Origin of the sequence: Amycolatopsis rhizosphaerae (genome assembly GCF_007713715.1) — a bacterium.
GTDB lineage: Bacteria > Actinomycetota > Actinomycetes > Mycobacteriales > Pseudonocardiaceae > Amycolatopsis_E > Amycolatopsis_E rhizosphaerae.
Genome location: NZ_VJWX01000035.1, coordinates 1 through 18514 on the forward strand (window position 1 = coordinate 1; position 18514 = coordinate 18514).

18 protein-coding genes and 1 pseudogene are annotated in these 18514 nt (G+C 72.0%); 6 read left to right on the forward strand and 13 right to left on the reverse strand.

Going from position 1 to position 18514, the window contains the following annotated elements:
* Positions 1-151: 151 nt before the first annotated feature.
* Positions 152-535, forward strand: coding sequence for a roadblock/LC7 domain-containing protein (locus FNH05_RS06085; protein ID WP_144586286.1), 384 nt, complete (start codon positions 152-154; stop codon positions 533-535).
* A 62-nt stretch (positions 536-597) separates the two neighbouring features.
* Positions 598-1011 (forward strand): hypothetical protein, encoded by a 414-nt coding sequence (locus tag FNH05_RS06090; RefSeq protein ID WP_186382409.1) that lies wholly within the window; start codon positions 598-600, stop codon positions 1009-1011.
* 53 nt (positions 1012-1064) lie between these two features.
* On the opposite strand, the pseudogene FNH05_RS06095 reads toward FNH05_RS06090, so the two are convergent.
* The 4 genes and pseudogenes from FNH05_RS06095 to FNH05_RS06110 all read right to left on the reverse strand — a co-directional run.
* Positions 1065-1181, reverse strand: a pseudogene (locus tag FNH05_RS06095) (enoyl-CoA hydratase); the annotation flags it as partial.
* A gap of 6 nt (positions 1182-1187) precedes the next feature.
* Positions 1188-2270 carry an NAD(P)H-dependent flavin oxidoreductase gene (locus FNH05_RS06100; RefSeq protein WP_144586288.1) on the reverse strand — a complete coding sequence of 361 codons (1083 nt, stop codon included), beginning with the start codon at positions 2268-2270 and terminating at the stop codon, positions 1188-1190.
* Positions 2267-3055, reverse strand: coding sequence for a CoA-transferase subunit beta (locus FNH05_RS06105; protein WP_144586289.1), 789 nt, complete (start codon positions 3053-3055; stop codon positions 2267-2269). The genes FNH05_RS06100 and FNH05_RS06105 overlap by 4 nt, the downstream gene beginning before the upstream one ends.
* Positions 3052-3873: a CoA transferase subunit A gene (locus tag FNH05_RS06110; protein ID WP_144586290.1), complete on the reverse strand. Its 822-nt coding sequence runs from the start codon at positions 3871-3873 to the stop codon at positions 3052-3054. The genes FNH05_RS06105 and FNH05_RS06110 overlap by 4 nt, the downstream gene beginning before the upstream one ends.
* Positions 3874-4028: 155 nt before the next feature.
* On the opposite strand from FNH05_RS06110, the gene FNH05_RS06115 reads away from it, so the two are divergent.
* The 4 genes from FNH05_RS06115 to FNH05_RS06130 all read left to right on the forward strand — a co-directional run bounded on the left by FNH05_RS06115 (position 4029) and on the right by FNH05_RS06130 (position 7389).
* Positions 4029-4613 (forward strand): TetR/AcrR family transcriptional regulator, encoded by a 585-nt coding sequence (locus tag FNH05_RS06115; protein WP_144586291.1) that lies wholly within the window; start codon positions 4029-4031, stop codon positions 4611-4613.
* 198 nt (positions 4614-4811) lie between these two features.
* Positions 4812-5966, forward strand: a complete 1155-nt coding sequence (locus FNH05_RS06120) for an acetyl-CoA C-acetyltransferase (protein WP_144586292.1) — start codon at positions 4812-4814, stop codon at positions 5964-5966.
* 86 nt (positions 5967-6052) lie between these two features.
* Entirely contained in the window at positions 6053-6676 is a 624-nt protein-coding gene (locus FNH05_RS06125; protein ID WP_144586293.1) for a PaaI family thioesterase, read from the forward strand.
* Positions 6677-6726: 50 nt separating this feature from the next.
* On the forward strand, positions 6727-7389 hold the full coding sequence (locus tag FNH05_RS06130; protein WP_144586294.1) for a TetR/AcrR family transcriptional regulator: 663 nt from the start codon (positions 6727-6729) through the stop codon (positions 7387-7389).
* On the opposite strand, the gene FNH05_RS06135 is transcribed toward FNH05_RS06130, so the two are convergent.
* The 9 genes from FNH05_RS06135 to FNH05_RS06175 form a co-directional block, all read right to left on the reverse strand.
* Positions 7364-8284 (reverse strand): LysR family transcriptional regulator, encoded by a 921-nt coding sequence (locus FNH05_RS06135; protein WP_144586295.1) that lies wholly within the window; start codon positions 8282-8284, stop codon positions 7364-7366. The two genes, FNH05_RS06130 and FNH05_RS06135, sit on opposite strands and share 26 nt — an antisense overlap.
* 104 nt (positions 8285-8388) lie before the next feature.
* Positions 8389-10449, reverse strand: coding sequence for a hydantoinase B/oxoprolinase family protein (locus FNH05_RS06140; RefSeq protein ID WP_186382410.1), 2061 nt, complete (start codon positions 10447-10449; stop codon positions 8389-8391).
* Positions 10446-12596 (reverse strand): hydantoinase/oxoprolinase family protein, encoded by a 2151-nt coding sequence (locus FNH05_RS06145; RefSeq protein ID WP_144586297.1) that lies wholly within the window; start codon positions 12594-12596, stop codon positions 10446-10448. The genes FNH05_RS06140 and FNH05_RS06145 overlap by 4 nt, the downstream gene beginning before the upstream one ends.
* 25 nt (positions 12597-12621) lie before the next feature.
* Entirely contained in the window at positions 12622-13335 is a 714-nt protein-coding gene (locus FNH05_RS37865) for a hypothetical protein (protein WP_186382411.1), read from the reverse strand.
* Complete coding sequence (locus FNH05_RS06155) at positions 13332-13685, reverse strand: acetone carboxylase subunit gamma (RefSeq protein ID WP_144586298.1); 354 nt, start codon at positions 13683-13685, stop codon at positions 13332-13334. Before FNH05_RS06155 ends, FNH05_RS37865 begins: the two co-directional genes overlap by 4 nt.
* Positions 13686-13896: 211 nt before the next feature.
* Positions 13897-15768 (reverse strand): hydantoinase/oxoprolinase family protein, encoded by a 1872-nt coding sequence (locus FNH05_RS06160; RefSeq protein ID WP_144586299.1) that lies wholly within the window; start codon positions 15766-15768, stop codon positions 13897-13899.
* Positions 15765-16859, reverse strand: coding sequence for a thiolase family protein (locus FNH05_RS06165; protein WP_144586300.1), 1095 nt, complete (start codon positions 16857-16859; stop codon positions 15765-15767). Before FNH05_RS06165 ends, FNH05_RS06160 begins: the two co-directional genes overlap by 4 nt.
* Positions 16856-17191, reverse strand: a complete 336-nt coding sequence (locus FNH05_RS06170; RefSeq protein WP_144586301.1) for a Zn-ribbon domain-containing OB-fold protein — start codon at positions 17189-17191, stop codon at positions 16856-16858. The genes FNH05_RS06165 and FNH05_RS06170 overlap by 4 nt, the downstream gene beginning before the upstream one ends.
* Positions 17188-18486, reverse strand: a complete 1299-nt coding sequence (locus FNH05_RS06175) for a phenylacetate--CoA ligase family protein (RefSeq protein ID WP_186382412.1) — start codon at positions 18484-18486, stop codon at positions 17188-17190. Before FNH05_RS06175 ends, FNH05_RS06170 begins: the two co-directional genes overlap by 4 nt.
* Positions 18487-18514 lie beyond the last annotated feature (28 nt).

Sequence of the window (18514 nt, forward strand, 5' to 3'; positions counted from 1 at the left end):
CCCCGGAGCCCTCGCCCGCCGAGCGGACCGAACCGGACGGCCCGGCCCCGGCCGCCGCGCCCAAACACGCGGCGCGGCACGGGTTGCCCCGCCTGTTCAACCTGATCCGGTCCCGGCCCGGCGAGCACCCGCAGCACGAGAAAGGAAACCCATGATCCACCATGCGCTGACCGAACTGAGAGCGCTTCGCGAGCGGGTCCCGGGCGTGACCAACAGTCTCCTCGCCGCCGTCGACGGGCTGCTCGTCGTCGCCGACGCCGAGGAAACGGTCGACACCGAAAGCCTCTCCGCGCTCGCGGCGGCCGGGCTCGGCCTGGCCCGCCGCACCAGCGCGGCACTCGGCCAGGGCGTCTTCCGCCAGAACGTGGTGTACAGCAGTGCCGGCTACCTGGCCGTGTACGCCGTGGGCGACGGCGCGCTCATGGCGGTGCTGGGCGACGAGGGCCTGCAGATCGGCAGGCTGCACCAGGAAGCCCAGCCCACCATCGAGCGCATCGCCGCCATCTTCTCCGCCCCGGAGGCGGCCGCGAGCTGAGGCGAGCGGCCATCCCCGGTTCCCCGTCAGGCATTCCGACCAAGAAAGCAGGAACTCCCGGTATGCAGAACATGTCCGACCAGATCGTCCACGTGGTCAAGCGGCTGCGGCAGGAGGTCCCCGACTGCCTCGCCTCCGGCATCGTGGACATGGCCACCGGCATGCTCCTGGCCGTCGAGACCACCGACAACCACCCGTCCGAGGTGCTCGACCTGCTCGCTGGGGCGACCCTCGACCTGTTCCAGGGCCGCACCGTCCTGACCATCGAGGACATCTTCAAGGAGCGCCGCGGCGTCACCAGCAGCGAGCACTACTTCCAGGAGATCCTGGTCAACAGCGCGAACCTGACGCACCTCTTCATCCGCAACAACCAGAACGAGGACATCGTCGCCGTCGTCGTGTGCCCCAAGTCGGTGAACATCGGCATGCTGTTCGCGTCCACCCGCCGGGTGCTGAAGAGCTACACCGCCGCGTGAACAGGTGTCCGGCGGCCCGCTGGCGTCCTCGGGCCGCCGGACACCTCAGGTCAGGAGGCCGATCCCGAGCGCCCCGACGAACTCTCGGGCAGTCCGAAGGTCGCGTCGTCGGCCGCCACGATCACGTCGGCGTCGCCCACCAGACCGATCCCGCCGCCGAGGCGGAATCCGCCCGTTCAGACGACATCGGCCTGCTCCTCCTGCTCGGCCAGGCGGGTGAGCACCTGCTCGGCCTGGGTGACGATGCGCTCGATCAGCTCCGCACAGCTGGGCAGGTCGTCGATCAGGCCGACCACCTGCCCGGTGGCCATCACGCCGACGTCCACCCGCCCGTCCAGCAGTGCCGAACGGTAGAGCACCGGCGCGTTCGCGGCCATCACCACCTGGCTCCAGCTCAGGTCCTGCCGCCTGCGCATGGCCAGTCCCTCGCGGATCATCTCCGTCCACTTCGTACCGGAGAGCTTGCGGAAGGCGTAGGCGTTGCGGGCGGCCCGCAACAACCGGCCGGGCGCCGAGCTCCGTTCGAGCTTCTCCACCGTTCCCGCCCGTAGCACGCGCTGGGGCACCCCGTCCACCTCGCTGGTCAGCACGGTGTCGTTGACCGTCTTGGCGAGGTACACCTCCTTGACCCGTCGCGCCACCGGCGAGTCGGTGGTGAGCAGGAAACGGGTGCCCATCGCGATCCCGGCCGCCCCGTAGGCCAGCGCGGAAACCAGCCCGCGCCCGTCGAAGAAACCGCCTGCCGCGATCACCGGGATGTCCACCGCGTCCACCACCTGGGGCAGCAGCAGGCTGGTCGGCACGCCGCCGGTGTGCCCGCCGCCCTCGCCGCCCTGCACGACCACCGCGTCCACCCCCCAGGCCGCGACCTTTTCCGCGTGCCTGCGGGCCCCGATGGAGGGCACCACGACCAGGCCGGCGTCCTTGCACTTGCCGACCAGGTCCTGGCGTGGTGCCAGCGCGAACGAGGCCACCTTCACCCCGGTGCTGATCAGCAGGTCGATGCGGCGCTCGATGTCCGGCTGGTCGGCACGGAGGTTCACGCCGAAGGGCGCGTCCGTCTTCGCTCGCACCGCCTCGATGGCGGCGGCGAGTTCGTCGTAGGTGAGCAGGGCCGCGGACAGGATGCCGAGTCCGCCCGCCTCGGCGGTCGCCGCCGTCAGCGCCGGATCGGAGACGTACCCCATGCCCGTCTGCACGATCGGGTACTTCACGCCGAACAGTTCGCAGGCCCTGGTGCGCAGGGCTGGCGGGGTCATCCGGAGACCTCCTTGTCCCGCAGCCCGCGCGGATCGAGCACCTCGCGGATCAGGCGTAGCTCCTCGGCGGTGGGCAGGCGGGTTTCGGGAACCTCCCCCTCCGCGGCGAGCGGGAAGCCGGTGGCCTCCCGCACCTGCTTCACGCTGATCCCGGGGTGGACCGAGGCCAGCCGCAGCGCACCGTCCGGCGCGAAGTCCAGTACGGCGAGGTCGGTGACGACGCGCCGCAGGTCGTGGAAGCGGGCCGCGGCGGGACCGGCCGCCGCGGCGCGGTCGTTGCCGACCCCCGCTACCATGTCCACTTTGGACACGAACACCCGTGGCGAATGGCGCGGAACCCAGTAGCTGGTGGGGTGGCTGACCGTGTTGCCCGGCGCACCGCGCACGCCGAGCAACTGCACCTTCGGTTTGGCGTAGTCCCCGATGGCCGAGATGTTGGCGTTGCCGTAGGTGTCCACTTGGGACGGGATCATCATGACGTGGCGCTTGCCGTGCCACACCAGGTCGAAGATGGTGCGAAACGGCGTCCACGCCTCGACCTCGCCGGAGGCGGGCGCCCCCACCGGCCACACGCCCCGCAGCATCTGGGCCTCTCCGTCGGAGATGAGCAGATCGGGCGAGAAGGTGGCGCGGGCCAGCCGCACCCCGATCGCCGGGATGGTGCCGAAGGCGCTGGCGATCATTTCCCCGTTGTCCCGGAAGGCTTCCGCGCAGGCGACGACGCACACTTCGGCGCGCGTCGCGGTGGCGACGGCCTCGCCCGCCTGGTCGATCGTGCCCGTCATGCCGGTACCCCCTCGGCGAGATAACGCTCGGAGAACTCCTGCCAGGCCCGCGGATCGGCCGCCGCCCGGACGTATTCGCGCTGGAACTCCTCGTCGCGCTCGTAGTCCGGCACGCAGGAGGTGAAGTGGGCGCCGCCGGGCGCCTCGACCACGCCGGTCACCACCAGGCGGTTGATCCGCAGGGTGGCCGGATGCGCGGCGGCGGTCAGCTCGGCGGTCGGCACGATCTTCTCGCAGGACATGAAGGCCTGGTCGGCGGCCATGCAGTACAGGTCGTCGAAGTACGGGTCCGGGCCGAGGAACTGCCCGTTGCCATGGCTGTCCGCCCGGTTCATGTGGATCAGCGCCGCGTCCAGCCGCAGCGCGGGCATCGCGAGCAGTTCGTCGCCGCCGTAGGGATCGGGCACCGTGCGCAGATCCGGGTTGTGGGTAAGCACGTCGGAACCGAGCCCGGCCCGGGTGGGCAGAAAGGGCAGGTTCAGACCGGCCGCGTAGAGCCCCCACTGCAGCATGCCTTCGTCGTATTCGGCCACCTCGATGGCGCCCGCCTGCCGGGCGGCGCGGAAATGCGGGTCGAGGGCGATCGAGTCGAGCGAGACGAACCCGAACACCACCTTGCGAACCTTGCCCGCGGCGCAGAGCAGGCCGACGTCGGGGCCGCCGTAGCTGACCACGGTCAGGTCCTTCAACTCGGAGCGGAGGATCTCCCGGACCAGTGCCATCGGTTTGCGGCGCGAACCCCAGCCGCCGATCCCGATGGTCATCCCGGACTCCAGCCGCGACACCACCTCGGCCCCCGTCATCCGTTTGTCGGCCATCTGCGGTTCCCCGGATTCTCTCGCGGACGTAGCAAGCGCTTGGTTGGCACCCTACCAGGCGGCCCAGGACCGTCAAGACCGCACGCGGGCGACGGGGGGCCGTGATATAACAAGCGCTTGGTCGGCGAATGTCTTCGCCACGGGAGGGGAACGGCATGCCAGGGGCACGGGATCGACGCTCGCTCATCCTCGAGCAGGCGGCGAACCTGTTCGCCGCCAAGGGCATCGTGGCGACCACCGTGCGGGAGATCGCCGACGCGGTCGGCATCCTCTCCGGCAGCCTGTACCACCATTTCAAGTCCAAGGACGAAATGGTGAGCGCCATCGTCACCGGCTACCTCGACGACCTGGTCGCCGGGTACGAGAAGATCGTATCGGCCGACTCCGCACCCCGCGAAAAGCTGGCCGACCTCGTGCGCACCTCCCTCGCGGTGATCGAGGCCCACCCGCACGCGACCGAGATCTACCAGAACAGCGGCAGCTACCTGACCTCCCTCGAGGACTACGACCGCATCTCCTCGGCCGCCGCCACGGTGCAGCAGGTGTGGCTGCGCGTGCTGGAGGAGGGCGCGGCCTCCGGCGACTTCCGCGACGACATCCCGCCACGCGTGCTCTACCGGCTGCTGCGCGACGCGCTGTGGCTGTCAGTGCGCTGGTTCAAGCCGACCAGGCAGTACCCGGCCCGGCGCCTCGCCGAAGACTTCGTCTCCACCTTCCTCGACGGCATCACCCCCCGCTGACCCGCCTACGGACAGCACCGCCGCCCCCGTCGAAGACAGCCGTGAAGGGTCCCTTCACAGCCGATTCGGCCGTGAAGGGACCCTTCACGGCAAGACCCGATCCCTTCCGCGTGCCGACTTCGTCGCGGCCTGGTCTGCCAACCAAGCGCTTGCTACGCTCGGCCGGAGACATCCGGTCCCGTCAGCAGGGAGGCTCCGATGGCCGAGGCCTACATCGTCGAGGCGGTCCGCACGCCGGTCACCAAGCGGCGCGGCGCGCTGGCCGGGGTGCACCCGGCCGACCTCGGCGCCCACACGCTGTCCGCGCTCATGACGCGTTCGGGCGTGGACCCGGCGGCGGTCGACGACGTGATCTTCGGCTGTGTGGACACGATCGGGCCGCAGGCCGGCGACATCGCCCGCACCGCCTGGCTGGCCGCGGGCCTGCCGGAAGAAGTGCCCGGCGTCACCGTGGACCGCCAGTGCGGTTCGTCCCAGCAGGCCGTCCACTTCGCCGCGCAGGCCGTCCTCAGCGGCACCGCCGACGTCGTGGTGGCGGGCGGGGTGCAGAACATGAGCGCGATCCCGATCTCCGCCGCGATGACCACCGGTGAGCAGTTCGGCTTCCCCGACCCGTTCTCCGGTTCCGAAGGCTGGCGGCGGCGGTACGGCGACGCCGAGATCTCCCAGTTCCGCTCGGCGGAGATGATCGCGCGGCGCTGGGACCTCGGCCGGGAGGAGATGGAGGCCTTCGCGCTGCGCAGCCACCAGCGTGCGCTGGCCGCGATCGCCGAAGGCCGGTTCGACCGGGAGATCGTCCCGCTCGGCGAGGCCACTGTGGACACCTGCCCGCGTCCCGACACCTCGCTGGAAAAGATGGCCACGCTGGCCCCGCTGACCGAGGGCGGCCTCGTCACCGCGGCGATGGCCAGCCAGATCTGCGACGGTTCCGCGGCGCTGCTGATCATGTCCGAGCGGGCGGTGCGCGAGCACGGCGTCACCCCGCGCGCCCGCATCCACCACTTGTCCGTCCGCGGCGCCGATCCGGTGTGGATGCTCACCGCCCCCATCCCGGCGACCGCCCGCGCGCTGGCCCGGACCGGCCTGAGCATCGACGACATCGACCTGGTGGAGATCAACGAAGCGTTCGCGCCGGTGGTGCTGGCCTGGCTGAAGGAGTCGGGCGCCGACCCCGGCCGGGTCAACGTCAACGGCGGCGGCATCGCCCTCGGCCACCCGCTCGGCGCCACCGGGGCGCGCCTGATGACCACCCTGCTGCACGAACTCGAGCGCAGCGGAGGCCGCTACGGCCTGCAGACCATGTGCGAAGGCGGCGGCCAGGCCAACGTCACCATCATCGAACGCCTCGGCTGACCGCGCGCGGACACAACGCGGGGGTTGTCTCGGGCGACGGGGTTTCCTACTGTCAAGCAAGCGCTTGATTACTAGAGAGGGTAGCCATGAGCCAGCCGACGGCCACCACCCCCGCCCAGCCCGCCGGGACCGAAGCACTCGCCGCCGCGGCGCGCAGCGTGGTCGACGCGGTGGTCCGCGCCGGGGACCACTGCGCGGAGCGAGCCGCGGAGCTGGCCGCCCGGCTGCGGGCCATCGCCGACGAACTCGACCGCTGCGCACCGCCGCTGGAGGAGCGACTCGGCGAAATGCGGCAGTTCAGCCGGTCCGTGAAGTACAACCCCGTCACCGGACCCGGCAACCCGTTCTCCCCGCCGCTCGACTGCACCGACCGGGATGACGCGGGCGACGGCACGGTGCGGGGCGCGGTGGCACTGGGCCTGCCCTACCAGGGACCCCCGGGGCACGTGCACGGCGGCATCTCCGCGCTGCTCATGGACCACATGATGGGCGTCGCGAACGGCCGGGCGGGGGTGCCCGGCATGACCGCCCGGCTCACCCTCGACTACCACCGTCCCGTCCCGCTGTACCAGGAGCTCACCGTGACCGCGCGGCACCGGTCGTCCGACGGGCGCAAGATCCTCACGACGGGCACGATCGGCGCGGGCGGCGAGACCTACGTGTCGGCGGAAGGGCTGTTCATCCAGCCCAGGACCCCCCTGCGGGAATGACCGCTGCGCCGCGCGGCAACGGCCGCGCACGCCCGTGACAGGATGAGCCCATGGCGGCGCACACCGATCCCCCGAGCACGCCGCGCCGCCCCTGGCGCGGGGTCGGCGCCGACGAACGGCAGGCGCGCCGGCGGGCCCAGCTCGTGGAGGCCGCGTTCACGATCATGGGCACCGAGGGTGCGGCGGCGGTCACCATGCGCGGCGTGTGCCGCGAAGCCAAGCTGACCGAACGCTACTTCTACGAAAGTTTCTCCGCCCGGGAAGAACTGCTCGTCACCGTGCTGGACGAGGTCGCGCGTCAGGCGAAGGCGGTGCTGGAAAAGACGCTCCAGGACAGCGCTCCCGCCGCCGGGGACCTGGTCCGTCCCGTGGTGCGCGCGTTCACCGAGTTCGTCACCGCCGATCCGCGGCGGGGCCGCGTGCTGTTCGTGGAGTCGCTGGCCGCACCCGAACTGGCGGCACGCGGCGGCGAACTCGTCGCCGAGTTCACCGCCACCATCGCGCAGGCGTTGCGCAGCCCCGGTCTGGCCGGTGAAGACGCCGACGACCGCGACGTCGCGCTCAACGCGCAGGCGGTGTTCGGCGCACTGGCCTACCTGTTCCAGGACTGGCTGTCCGGGCGCGCCGACATCGGCCGGGAGCGTTTCGTCGAGCACGTCGCGCAGGTGATCGAGCAGCTCGCCCGAGTCACCTCGGTTCCGCTTCCCCGCTGACCGTTTCCGGCGCGGCGGCGGCGAGCAGGGCACCGACCAGCGGCGAGTCCTCCTCCAGGTGCGTGCACAGCAGCACCTCGGCCGGTTCGGCGTCCACGATCGGGACGAACGCGACGTCGGCCCGGTGGTAGAAGCGGGCGGCCGCGGCGGGGACGATGCTGATCGCGATGCCCAGCGCGGCGATCTCCACCTGCTCCTCGAAGGTGTGCACGATCGGCCCGTACGGCGGCGGTGTCCCGTCCGGGCCCGGATCCAGCGACCACCACCTCCGCCAGTACTCCGGCACGCCCTCGGTGTCGACGCGCAGTTCGCCGGCGAGGTCGGCGCGCCGCACCTCGCTGCGCCCGGCCAGCGGATGCCGGTGGGACAGCATCACCAGGCGCGGTTCGGTGGCGAGCAGCACGGTACGCAGGCGCGAATCCCGCAGCGGGCCGCGCACGATCCCGGCGTCCACCTCGCGCGTGGCCACGGCCTGCGCCTGCCTGCCGTAGTCCAGGTGCACCAGTTCCACCGCGCGGCCCGGATGCTCCCGTTCGAACCGGGCGAGGATCCGCGAGGTGAGCTCCCCCGCCGCCATGGTCACGAACCCGAGCCGCAGCACGTCCTGCCCGCGCCGCCGGTGCCGGGCCGTCACCGCGCCGAGGCGGGCCACCGCCTCCAGCACCTCGCGCGCCTCCGCCGCGACCTGCACGCCGGCCTCGGTCAGCTGCGCGCCCCGCGGGTTGCGGTCGAACAACCGCACGCCGAGTTCGGTTTCCAGTTTCCGGATCTGCTCCGACAACGCGGTGGGCGACAGCCACAGCGATTCCGCCGCCCGGCCGAAATGCCGGTGCTCGGCCACCGCCAGGAAGTAGCGCAGGCGGCGGACGTTGATGTCCTGCTGGGGTGCGGTCACGACTTTTCTCTCTCCGGCGACGATGACGGACGAGGACGGGAGCCGTGAAGGGTCCCTTCACGGTCGTTTCGACTGTGAAGGGACCCTTCACGGCCCTCACGGCGTCAGCGCATGACGCCCTGGGGCACGGGGCCGTCGACGGGGTGCGGCCAGGCACCGTAGGCGACGAGCACCTCGTCCGGCGGGCGCAGCCGGGACCACTCGCGCTCGAACTCGGCGAGCGGGCGTCCCCGCGACAGCCGCTGGGCGCGGATCGCCGCCCGTGCCGCCGCGGTCGCGACGTCGTCGGCCTCACCGGTCGCCTCGTCCACGACCACGCCGTAGACGTGCTCGGCGGCCCAGGCGGTGACGATGCCCTCCCGCAGGTCCCGCACCACGGCGGCGGGTTCGCGCTCCAGCACGTCGCCGTAACCGGTGCCACCGCCGGTCGGCACCAGGTACACGTCGCCGTTGGCGGCGGGCTCGACCGGGGTGTTCATCGACCGGTAGTGGTACTCGCCCGCCAGTGCCCCGCCTTCCAGGAGTTCGGTGCTGGTGGCCGGCACCGAGGGATCCCGGTTCGCCAGCCGTTCCAGCAGGTCGCCGCCCTTGACCGCGATCGAGGGCAGCGAAGGGCTGGCGTATCCGCCGAACAGGCCGAGGCTGCACGGGAACCGGCTGCCGAACCCGAGCGAACCGAACATGAGGAACGGCACGTGGTGGACCATGTAGGCCGCGTCGAGCCCGGCGCCGCCCCGGTGCCGCCCGTGACCGCAGCTGTCGGCGAGGAACCGGTTGCGGAAGGCGTAGAGCACCGGAATGCCCAGTTCGTTCTGCTCCACCTCACCGGAGTCGGACAGGCTGGCGAAGAAGGCGCCCGCGACGTTGACCCCGTCCTCGGCCGGGCGCGCCCCGCTGCCGCCCGCGTTCAGCTCGCTGAACAGGTCCGAGACCGGCTCGCCCCATTGGTTCATACCACCGTAGATCGGCATGTTGAACCCGGAGAACCACGGGGCCACCGCCCGGTCCGGCGACTGCACGTAGACCAGTTTCGCCAGTGCGAGGCTGAACGCGAGGTTGAACACGGCCATCGGGTTCGGGCACATCGACACCGCGGCGTCCGCGCTCGGCGAGACGAAGGTGCCCTCGCGGAAGGTCCAGTCGAGCACTTCGGACAGTCCACTGTTGACCGGGAGGTCCGGGAACAGGTAGTTGCACAGGTAGGTCGCCGACATGCCGACCAGGGTGTGCGGGAAGGTGTTGGACGAGTGGTCGACCAGCTCCGGACTGCAGTCGGTGAGGTCGAGGTGCAGCTTCTCCCCGCGCTTGGTCACCGACAGGCCGAGCTTGAGCAGCGCGTCGCCGGTGCCGATCGTGTCCAGGAAGGCGTTCTGGCGCACGGTGGCCTCCGGCAGGGACCGCACCCGGTCCCTGGCCGCGTCGGCCGCCATCTGGATCAGCTGCCGCAGCCCGCCGACGACGAAGTCGCCGCCCCGGCGGCGGGCCTCGTCGAGCAGCCGCTCCTGGCCGCGACGGCAGGCCGCGAGCCGGGCCTTGATGTCCATCACCAGCATGCGCGGATCGCGGACACCGTTGGCCAGCAGGTTGATCACGTCCTCGCGGACCACACCCTCGGCGCAGATCTTCGTCGGCGGGATGAGGATGCCCTCCTCGTACCGGTTGCGCGAGCGGAGGGTGACGCCGCCGGGGTCCTGCGCGCCGCACTCGCCGGTGTGGATCACCGCACCGACCCAGCCGATGAGCTCTTCGCCGTCGAACACGGGCATGAACACGGTCATGTCCGCGGCGTGCACCCCGCCGTAGAGCGGATCGTTGTTGAAGAACGCGTCACCGGGCCGCACGCCCACCGACGGATCGTCGAGCCAGTGCGCCATCGTGTACTTGATCGGGATCTGCTGCAGGAAGGCGTGGAAGTAGATCCCGGTCGAGCACACCGCGATGTCACCCTGCGCGGTGTAGAAGGCGAAGCCCGAGTCGCCCCAGCGGGCGCCGGTGCTCGCCCCGAGCCGCAGCAGCAGCTCCTGGCATTCCACGGCGGTCGTCTCCAGCTTGTGCGCGAAGATCGACAGATCGTGGTCGTTGACGGCGGGCAGCGCGGCCCGCTCACGGTCGGTCCACGGCTCGGGCTTGAGCCGGGCGTTGATGCTCAGGTCGCGTCCGCTCACGGCCGGACCTCCTCTCCGGTGGTGCGTTCGAGGACGCAGGTTCCGTAGGCGTCGAGGGTCAGATCCCAGCCCGGCGGCACGACGATGGTGGTGTCACTGGCTTCCACGATCGCCGGCCCGTCGAACCGGTTGCCCGGCCGCAGCCGCTCGTGCCGGTACACCGGCGTTTCCACGGTGCCGTGGCCGGGTCCCCAGTGCACGGGCCGGTGCCCGGTCAGCGCGGGAGTCGCGCCGGGACCGTCCAAAGCGGACTCCGGAAGCGCCGCCGGTGTGGCGGGCACCCAGGCCTTGAGGTGCAGTTCCTGGATGTCGATGCCCGCCTGCGGGAAGGCCGCCTCCGGCGAGAACTGCCTGCCGAACTCGTCGACGAACGCCGCGCACAGTTCCGCCACGTCCTCCTGCGAGGACAGGTGCGGCTTCGGGGCCTTCACCCGGGTGGAGTTGAGCTGGGTCCCGAACCGCATGTCGACCTCCAGCTCCAGGTGGAGCTGGTCCGGGGTGAAGCCCTCCAGCGCGAAGTCGCGCTCGGCTTCGGCCCGCAGTTCGTCCACCACCTCGTTGAACGCGTCGAGGTCGGCGGCCGCGTCCGGCCGCATGAACCGGGTGAGCGCGAGCCGCCGGGTGCGCTCGTAGATGTGCATGACGTCCATGCCCGAGGAGCCGAACGCGCAGAACACCGAACTGAACGGCAGGGCGAGCACCCGGCGGGCGCCCACGAAGTCGGCGTACCCGCAGGCGTGCACCGGGCCCGCCCCGCCCGCGGCCACGATGGTGAAGTCCTTCGGATCGTGGCCCTTGAGCGCGACCTCGGTGAAGATCTCCTGGCCCATCACGGCGTTGGCGAGGTGGTGGATGCGCCAGGCCGCCTCGTCGGTGTCCACACCGAGCGGTTTGGCGATGCGCTCGGTGATCGCCTCCCGCGCGGAGTCGACGTCGAGCGGGAACCGGCCGCCAAGGTAGTAGTCCGGGTCGAGCATGCCGAGCACCAGGTCGGCGTCGGTGACCGTCGGCTCCTCCCCGCCCTGGTCGTAGGCCACCGGGCCGGGCATCGACCCGGCGCTGCGCGGGCCGACGTGGAGGCGGCCGAGCGCCTCGTCGATCCAGGCGATCGAACCGCCGCCCGCCCCGATGGACTTGGTCTCCACGAACGAGCCCTGCACGCGCCACCGGTCGAAGATGGGCCGGAAGTCGTAGGAGCTGATCGCCCGGCCGCTGACCACCGCGATGTCGAAGCTGGTGCCGCCGACGTCGGTGAACAGCATGTCGTCCAGGCCGTAGAGGCGCGCGACCGTCGCCGTGCCGAACACGCCCGCGGCGGGGCCCGCGGCATGCGTGTCGATCGCCCGGGTGCGGGTCAGCTTCTTGCTGCCACCGCTGTTGTGCACCAGCATCAGCGGACGCTGGTAGCCGCGCTTGCGGCACATCTCGCCGATCCGGAACAGCTGGTCGCTGAGCGCGGCGTGGGTGTAGGCGTCCACGACCGCGGTCATCGTGCGGGCGTATTCGCCGACGCGCGGCGAAACCTGGTGCGAGCAGATCACCGGGAAGTTGCCGAGGTAGGTGTCCGGGTACTCCTCGCGGATCACCTCCTGCACGGCCAGTTCGTGCTCGGGGTTCGCGAACGACCACAGCAGCGCCACGACGAAACCGGTGGCGCCGCGGTCGACGAGGGTCTGCACCTGCTCGCGCACGTCGTCGGGGTCGAGCGGCATGAGCACACGGCCACTGGAATCGACCCGTTCGGAAACCCCGGCCACCAGCTCGCGCGGGATGAGCGGTTCCGGCTTGCGGATGGTGGCCAGGTCGCGGACCTGTTCCAGGGGCAGGCCGTCGCCCCACTGGCGGGACCGTCCGACGTAGATGGTGTCCTCGAAACCGCGGGTGGTGATCAGGCCGAGCTTGGGCCCGGTGCGCTCGATGAGCGCGTTGATGCCGATCGTGGTGGAGTACCGCAGCACGCCCGTGTCGGCGAGCATGTCCTCCACCGGGCGGCCCAGCTGCCCGGCGATGGCCTCCAGCGCGTTGGAAAAGCACACGCTGAGGTCGTGGTGGGTGGTGGGCACCTTGGCGCTGACCCAGGTTCCGTCCGCGGTGGCGAAACAGTCGGTGAAGGTGCCGCCGACGTCGATGTCGATGGAGTGGTTCACGTCACTCTCCTTGAGTAGCTGGTCTTCAGTGCCCCGCCGCACGGCCGACGGCCGCGACAGTGGCGTGCAGGTGTTCGGGGGTGGCTTCCGCGGCCTCGTCCCCGGTCGTGGTCAGCCAGGCGGCGCGCCCGGCACCGGTGAAGTCCGGCCCGGCGATGCGGGCGACCGCGGCCGGAGCCGCGGCGTCCTCGGCCGGGGTGAGCGGACGGCCCGGCGCGAGTGGACAGTCCACATCGGACCGTTCGAGCGGGTCCTCCGGGCTCAGCGAGCGGGCCAGGACGCATTCGTAGTGCGCGGCGACGCGGGTCAGCGTGCGCAGCGCGGCCGGGTCGTGCGACCGCGGGCTCCAGTGGTGGACCAGCAGCGCGTCGACCCCGGCCTCGCCGAGCGCCCTGGCGAGCGCGACGGCGCCGGCCCGGCCCGCGGGCGGTTCCGGTGCGCCGACCACGCCCAGCACGGCGATGTCGCCCCGCACGGCCCGGATCCGCCGGGCCGCCTCGGTGACCACTTCGGCTTCGGCCGCCGGATCGAACCCGACGACGATCGCGTCGTAGCCGAACAGCCGCTGCGCGGAGTCCAGCGTGGTGGCCAGGAGGGCCGGATCGGTGGCGAGGACCTCCGGCGGCACCTGCGCCACCCGCGCCGCCGTCCGCTGTCCCAAGGGGACGAACGCGGGCCGCCGGGCGGGACGGCCCCGCAGCGCCTCCCGGACCTCGTCGCGGGTCAGGGGCCCGGTCATGGCGCGGTCCTGGCCTGCCGGGCCGCGGCGCGTTCCCGCAGCGCGTCCAGGTCGAGTTCCAGGTCGCGGGTGATCGGGTGGCCCGGCGGCAGGTACTCGGTCTCGATCAGCTGGGCGCAGCGCGGGCAGTAGAACTCCACGATGCGGCACCAGTCGGAGTCGGGGGCGAAACTGTATTCCGAACCCTGCGGGGCACGGGCGAAATGGACCTCGGCCGGATCGCGGTCGGCGACGAGCAGGCCCTCCTTGTAGGAAGCGCGAGCGGACCCGAGCGGGGCCGCGCACCGGTTGCAGTGCCAGGTTTCGGTATCCAGATCCAGGTCGAGATGCTCGGTGATGCGCATGAGCATGAAGGCACTCCTTCCAAGACTGTTTCAAGTGGTTTGCGTGGCGGTGCGGGTAGCGGAACCTGACGCGGTCCCTCGCTGTGGGATCGCCTCCTCATGAATGCCAATTCACCACGTCGGCGCTGTCCTCGCGAGGAACCACGTCAGAACCCGCGGCGGTGCCAGTTGCTCGGGTGGTGCAAGCGGCTCCGCCGCTTCGGTCCCCAAAATCCTTCTAGTCGAGGGAAAGGATCTCGGTGCCGTGCTCGTCGACGGTGAGGGTGAAGCCGGGCGGGATGGCGGTGGTGGTGTCGGCTCCGTCGACGAAGGCCGGGCCTGCGATGCGGTGTCCGGGGCGCAGGAGGCGGCGTTCGTAGGCGGGAGTGGCCACCCTGCCGTGGCCGGGGCCCCAGTAGGCGTCGCGCTCGCCGCGCCGGGCCGCGCTCGCGTCGGGGTCCCCGAGTTCGCCGGGTTCGAACGCGACGTGCGGCACCGGGGCGACGGCCCGCACCGCGACCCGCGTGACCCCGTCCAGTCCGGCGAGCTCCTCCGGCGAGGACACGACTTCCTCGCCCCTGGCACGGGTCGCGGTGATCGTCAGGGTCAGCTCGTCGAACCCCTCCCCCGCGATGTCCCGGCGGGCGCGGGCGATCAGGGTTTCGGCCACCCGCACCGGGTCGGGGTTGTTCCGGTCGATGCGGCGCGAGTAGGCGTGGACCACGTCGAGCCCGGACGAGCCGTAGGCGCTGAACACCGCGCTGTAGGGCGTCATCAGCGCGGTCCGCAGGCCCGTGGCCCGCACGATCCCGGCGGCGTGGGCGCTGCCCGCCCCGCCGTAGACCACCAGGACCGTGGCGGCGAGATCGTCGCCGGACAGCCCGTGGCCGGCGGCCACCGTCCGCGCGTAACCGGCCGACATTTCGGCGACCTTCTCCTTGACCTGCCACGCGGCCTCGTCGAGCGGCACCCCGAGCGCTTCGGCCACCGGCCGCAGCGCGCTGCGCGCCCGCTCCGCGTCCAGGCGCATGCGGCCGTCGAGGAAGTACTCGGGATCGAGGTGGCCGAGCACGAGATCGGCGTCGGTCACGGTGGGGCGCTGCCCGCCCAGCCCGAAGCACGCGGGACCGGGCCGTGCGCCCGCGCTGTCCGGGCCGACACGCAGCGTGCCGTCTTCGACGCCGACGAGGGAGCCGCCCGCGCCGCCCACCGCGTACACCCGCATGGCGGGCAGATCGACCGGAAGGCCCGCGATGTGCGAGGTCTCGTCGATCGCGGCCTGCCCGTCGGCGACCACGCCGAGGTCCACGCTCGTGCCGCCCATGTCCAGCGTCATCGCGTGCCGGACGCCATGGCGGCGGGCCAGCGCGCGGGCACCGAGCAGCCCGCTGGCCGGGCCGGAGTTGTAGGTGTTGAGCGCGTGCGTGCGGGCCACCCGGCTCGCCCCGCCGGAGCTGTGCACCACCAGCAGCGGCCGGGTCAGGCCCTGGAGCCGCAGCCGCTCCTCGGCCCGTTGCAGGTAGCCCGCCAGGTGCCGGTGCACGTAGGCGGCGAGGAAGGCCGCGTTGAGCCGCGCGGCCGGGTCCGGCCCGTCGGCGACCTCGGAGGTGGTGAACACCGGGGTGGCGCCGAGGAACTGCCCCGGGTACTCCTGCCGCACCGCCCGTTTGGCCGCCTGCTCCTCGCCGGGCTCGGCCATCGCGACGACCACGGCCTGCGCGCCGCGGTCGACCAGCGTCTGGAAGGCGCCGAGCGCCTGGGCGGCCGGGGCCCGCTCGATCATGTCCGCCTCGGTCCAGCCCTCGTCCACCAGCCAGGACGGCCATGGCTCGTCCGGTCCGACAAGGACGCCGACCTTGGCGCCGCGCCGTTCGATGACGGCGTTCGTGGCGATGGTGTTGGCGTAGCGCAGCACCGTGGTGTCCCGCAGCAGCGCGGGCACGGTGAGGTCGAGGCGGCGCGCCGCCTCGGTGACGCAGTCGAGCAGCGCCAGCGTCGGGTCGTGCGGGGTGCTCGGCACCTTGACCACGTGCACGGTTTCGCGCGCGTGATCGGCGATGAGCCCGTCGGTGAAGGTGCCACCGGTGTCGATGTCGATCGTGAAGCTCACTGGTCCTCCTTGACTGAGAGCACGTGCACCACGGCGGCGATCGCGTCGAGCCCGCGCGGACCGCCGCCGACGGTCTGGGCGAGACCGGTCGTGGGCGCCCCGGCCTGCCGGGCACCCGCCTCGCCCCGCAGTTGCCAGGTGAGTTCGGCGAGCTGCGCGACGCCGGTGGCGCCGACCGCGTGGCCGCGGCCGAGCAGCCCGCCGCCGGGGTTGATCGCGGTGCGCCCGCGGTCAAGGCCCAGCGCCCGGACCGAAACGATCTCGCCGATGGTGAACGGGTCGTAGACCTCGGCCACGTCGATGTCGGCAGGCCCGAGACCGGCTTCGGCGTAGGCGAGAGCGGCCGCGCGACGGGTCGGATCGCCTTCGGTGATGTCGACCTGGCGGCGAAGGGAAGTGCCGGAAACCATGGCCGCGGCACGGACGGTGACCGTCGGCCGGTCACGCGAGAGCAGCCCCGGCGCGGCCACGACGATCGCCGCGGCGCCGTCGGCGTGGGCCCCGCACTGCAGACGGGTCAGGGGTTCGGCGACCATCGGTGAGGCGAGGACCTCCTCGGCGGAGGTGGCCTTGGCCAGTGTGGCGCGCGGATTCCCGGTGCCCGCGGCCCGGTTGCGCACGGCCACCTCGGCGAGTTCGGTGAGCGTGGTGCCGTTCTGCTCGAGCTCCCGCCGCGCGACCATCGCGTACACGGCCGGGAAGGTCAGGCCCAGCACGCTTTCCCGGTCGGCCTCCAGCGGGCTGAGCACCCCGTGGCCGGACACCTGCTCGACCCCCACGACGAGGGCGAGGTCCTCCAGGCCCGAGGCCACGGCCCGGACCGCCTGCCGGAAGGCCACCGAACCGCTCGCGCACGCCGCTTCGACGTTCACGATCGGCAGCCCGGTGATCCCGACCCGCTCCAGCACGCGAGGGCCCACCTGGCCACCACCGAGGACGTTGCCGACGTAGGCCGCGTCGAGCCGCGTCCGGTCGAGCCCGGCGTCGGCGAGCGCCGCCTCCACCGCCTCGCCGCCCAGGTCCTCCAGGGTGCGGTCGGGGAACCGGCCGAAGGCGGTCATGCCCACCCCGGCCACTTCGACGGTCCTCATGCGACGGCCTCCTCTTGTACGACGAAGCGGAAACCGGCCTCGTCCTCGGGGACCACGGTGACGGTGGTGCCGATGCAGACCGCGCCGGAGACGCGGGCGAAAAGCCTTGTGCCACCGTCGAAATCGGCGTAGGCGACGGTGTAGGGCACCGGCACCCCCGGCATCCCGCGGTGCACGGTGCTCCAGGTGTAGACCCGGCCGGCGGCACCGGCCGCGATCCGGTCGGGGGTCGCGCCGCAGGCGCGGCACGGTGGTACGGGGACGTCTGTGGCCGCGGTGCCGGTCACCGTGGCGGTGCCGCACCGGGAACAGACGTCGACGGCGTCCGTCATCGGGTCTTCTCCGTTCGGAGCAGGAGCGGGGTCTTGTGGTCGGAGCGGCCGAGCGAGCCGGGCTCGACGATCTCCACCCGGGCCCGGAACCGCAGCGCGTCGCGCAGCCGCCCTTCGATCCGCGCGGCCAGGTCGCCATCGGCACCGCTTCCGGGGCCGGCCTCGACCTGCACGTCCACCGGCGGGCTCACCCGCGGTTCCCGGCCTTCGACGACGACCCGGATCACGCCCGACACCTCGGGGTGGAACGAGGCGACGACGTCCCGCACCGCCGACGGGTGCACGTTGACCCCGTTGACGATGATCATGTCGTCGGTGCGCCCGAGCAGCTGGTACCGCAGTCCCGGCCGCCCGCACGCGCACGGTTCGGTGAGGAACCGCGCGGTGTCGGCCATGTCGTAGCGCAGCACCGGCCCCGCCTCCCAGCGGAGGCTGGTCAGCGCCAGGTTGCCGATGGTGCCGTGGTCGAGCGGGAGCGGCTCGCCCGTCTCCGGGTCGAGCGCCTCCAGCAGCACGTTCTCCGGCGTGACCAGGTGCATCCCGTCCTGGGCCTCGCAGGACACCGCGAAATGCCCCCAGGCCCCGCCCTGCACGTCACGCACCTCGGCGCCGTAGGCGTTTTCGAGGATCGCGCGGACCGCGGGGTCACCGGCTCCGGCTTCGCCCCCGCAGATCAGCAGCTCGATCCCGAGTTCGCCGACCTCGACGCCGGCGACCTGGGGTGCGCGTTCGATGAGGTGCTCGGCGAAGGACGGGGTGCAGCACAGCACGCGGGGCCGGATGGTGGTGGCGAACTGCAGCAGCCGGGCGGTACCGCCCTCGGCGCCGATCGGCAGCGCCGCGGCGCCCAGCGCCTGGATCCCCCGGACCCAGGGCACCCCGCCGACGAACATGCTCAGCGCGTAGGCGTGCAGCACCGCGTCCCCCGGCCGGACCCCGGCGGCGGCCAGTCCCGCCGCGACGGCCTCGTCGTTGGTGCGCAGGTCCGCTTCGGTGAACGTGTAGTAGGTGGGCATCCCGCTGGTGCCCGAGGTCGCGTGCACCGCGCGCAGGGAACCGGGATCGGCGCACAGGTGCAGGCCGTAGGGGTGGCCGAGTTCGCGCAGCGAGGCTTCCTGGGAGAGCCGGTGCTGGTGTTTGTCGAAACGCGGAAGAGCCGCTACTTCGGCGGGTGAGAGCTCCGCCGTGCCGATACCGGCCTCTCGCAGTCGCTGCCGGTACCAGGGACTGGATTCGCGCAGGTAGGAAAGCTGCGCGGACAGTGCCCTGAGCTGGTTGTGATCCACGTCGATCACCTCCTCGTGGGTTCGGAAACGGTAACCG

Excerpts from the sequence above, each read along its gene's own strand:
- FNH05_RS06170 (WP_144586301.1), bottom strand. The coding sequence starts at position 17,191 with ATGACGGACGCCGTCGACGTCTGTTCCCGGTGCGGCACCGCCACGGTG.
- FNH05_RS37865 (WP_186382411.1), bottom strand. The coding sequence starts at position 13,335 with ATGACCGGGCCCCTGACCCGCGACGAGGTCCGGGAGGCGCTGCGGGGC.
- FNH05_RS06105 (WP_144586289.1), bottom strand. The coding sequence starts at position 3,055 with ATGACGGGCACGATCGACCAGGCGGGCGAGGCCGTCGCCACCGCGACG.
- FNH05_RS06115 (WP_144586291.1), top strand. The coding sequence starts at position 4,029 with ATGCCAGGGGCACGGGATCGACGCTCGCTCATCCTCGAGCAGGCGGCG.
- FNH05_RS06125 (WP_144586293.1), top strand. The coding sequence starts at position 6,053 with ATGAGCCAGCCGACGGCCACCACCCCCGCCCAGCCCGCCGGGACCGAA.
- FNH05_RS06165 (WP_144586300.1), bottom strand. The coding sequence starts at position 16,859 with ATGAGGACCGTCGAAGTGGCCGGGGTGGGCATGACCGCCTTCGGCCGG.
- FNH05_RS06090 (WP_186382409.1), top strand. The coding sequence starts at position 598 with ATGCAGAACATGTCCGACCAGATCGTCCACGTGGTCAAGCGGCTGCGG.
- FNH05_RS06130 (WP_144586294.1), top strand. The coding sequence starts at position 6,727 with ATGGCGGCGCACACCGATCCCCCGAGCACGCCGCGCCGCCCCTGGCGC.
- FNH05_RS06110 (WP_144586290.1), bottom strand. The coding sequence starts at position 3,873 with ATGGCCGACAAACGGATGACGGGGGCCGAGGTGGTGTCGCGGCTGGAG.
- FNH05_RS06100 (WP_144586288.1), bottom strand. The coding sequence starts at position 2,270 with ATGACCCCGCCAGCCCTGCGCACCAGGGCCTGCGAACTGTTCGGCGTG.
- FNH05_RS06155 (WP_144586298.1), bottom strand. The coding sequence starts at position 13,685 with ATGCTCATGCGCATCACCGAGCATCTCGACCTGGATCTGGATACCGAA.
- FNH05_RS06120 (WP_144586292.1), top strand. The coding sequence starts at position 4,812 with ATGGCCGAGGCCTACATCGTCGAGGCGGTCCGCACGCCGGTCACCAAG.
- FNH05_RS06085 (WP_144586286.1), top strand. The coding sequence starts at position 152 with ATGATCCACCATGCGCTGACCGAACTGAGAGCGCTTCGCGAGCGGGTC.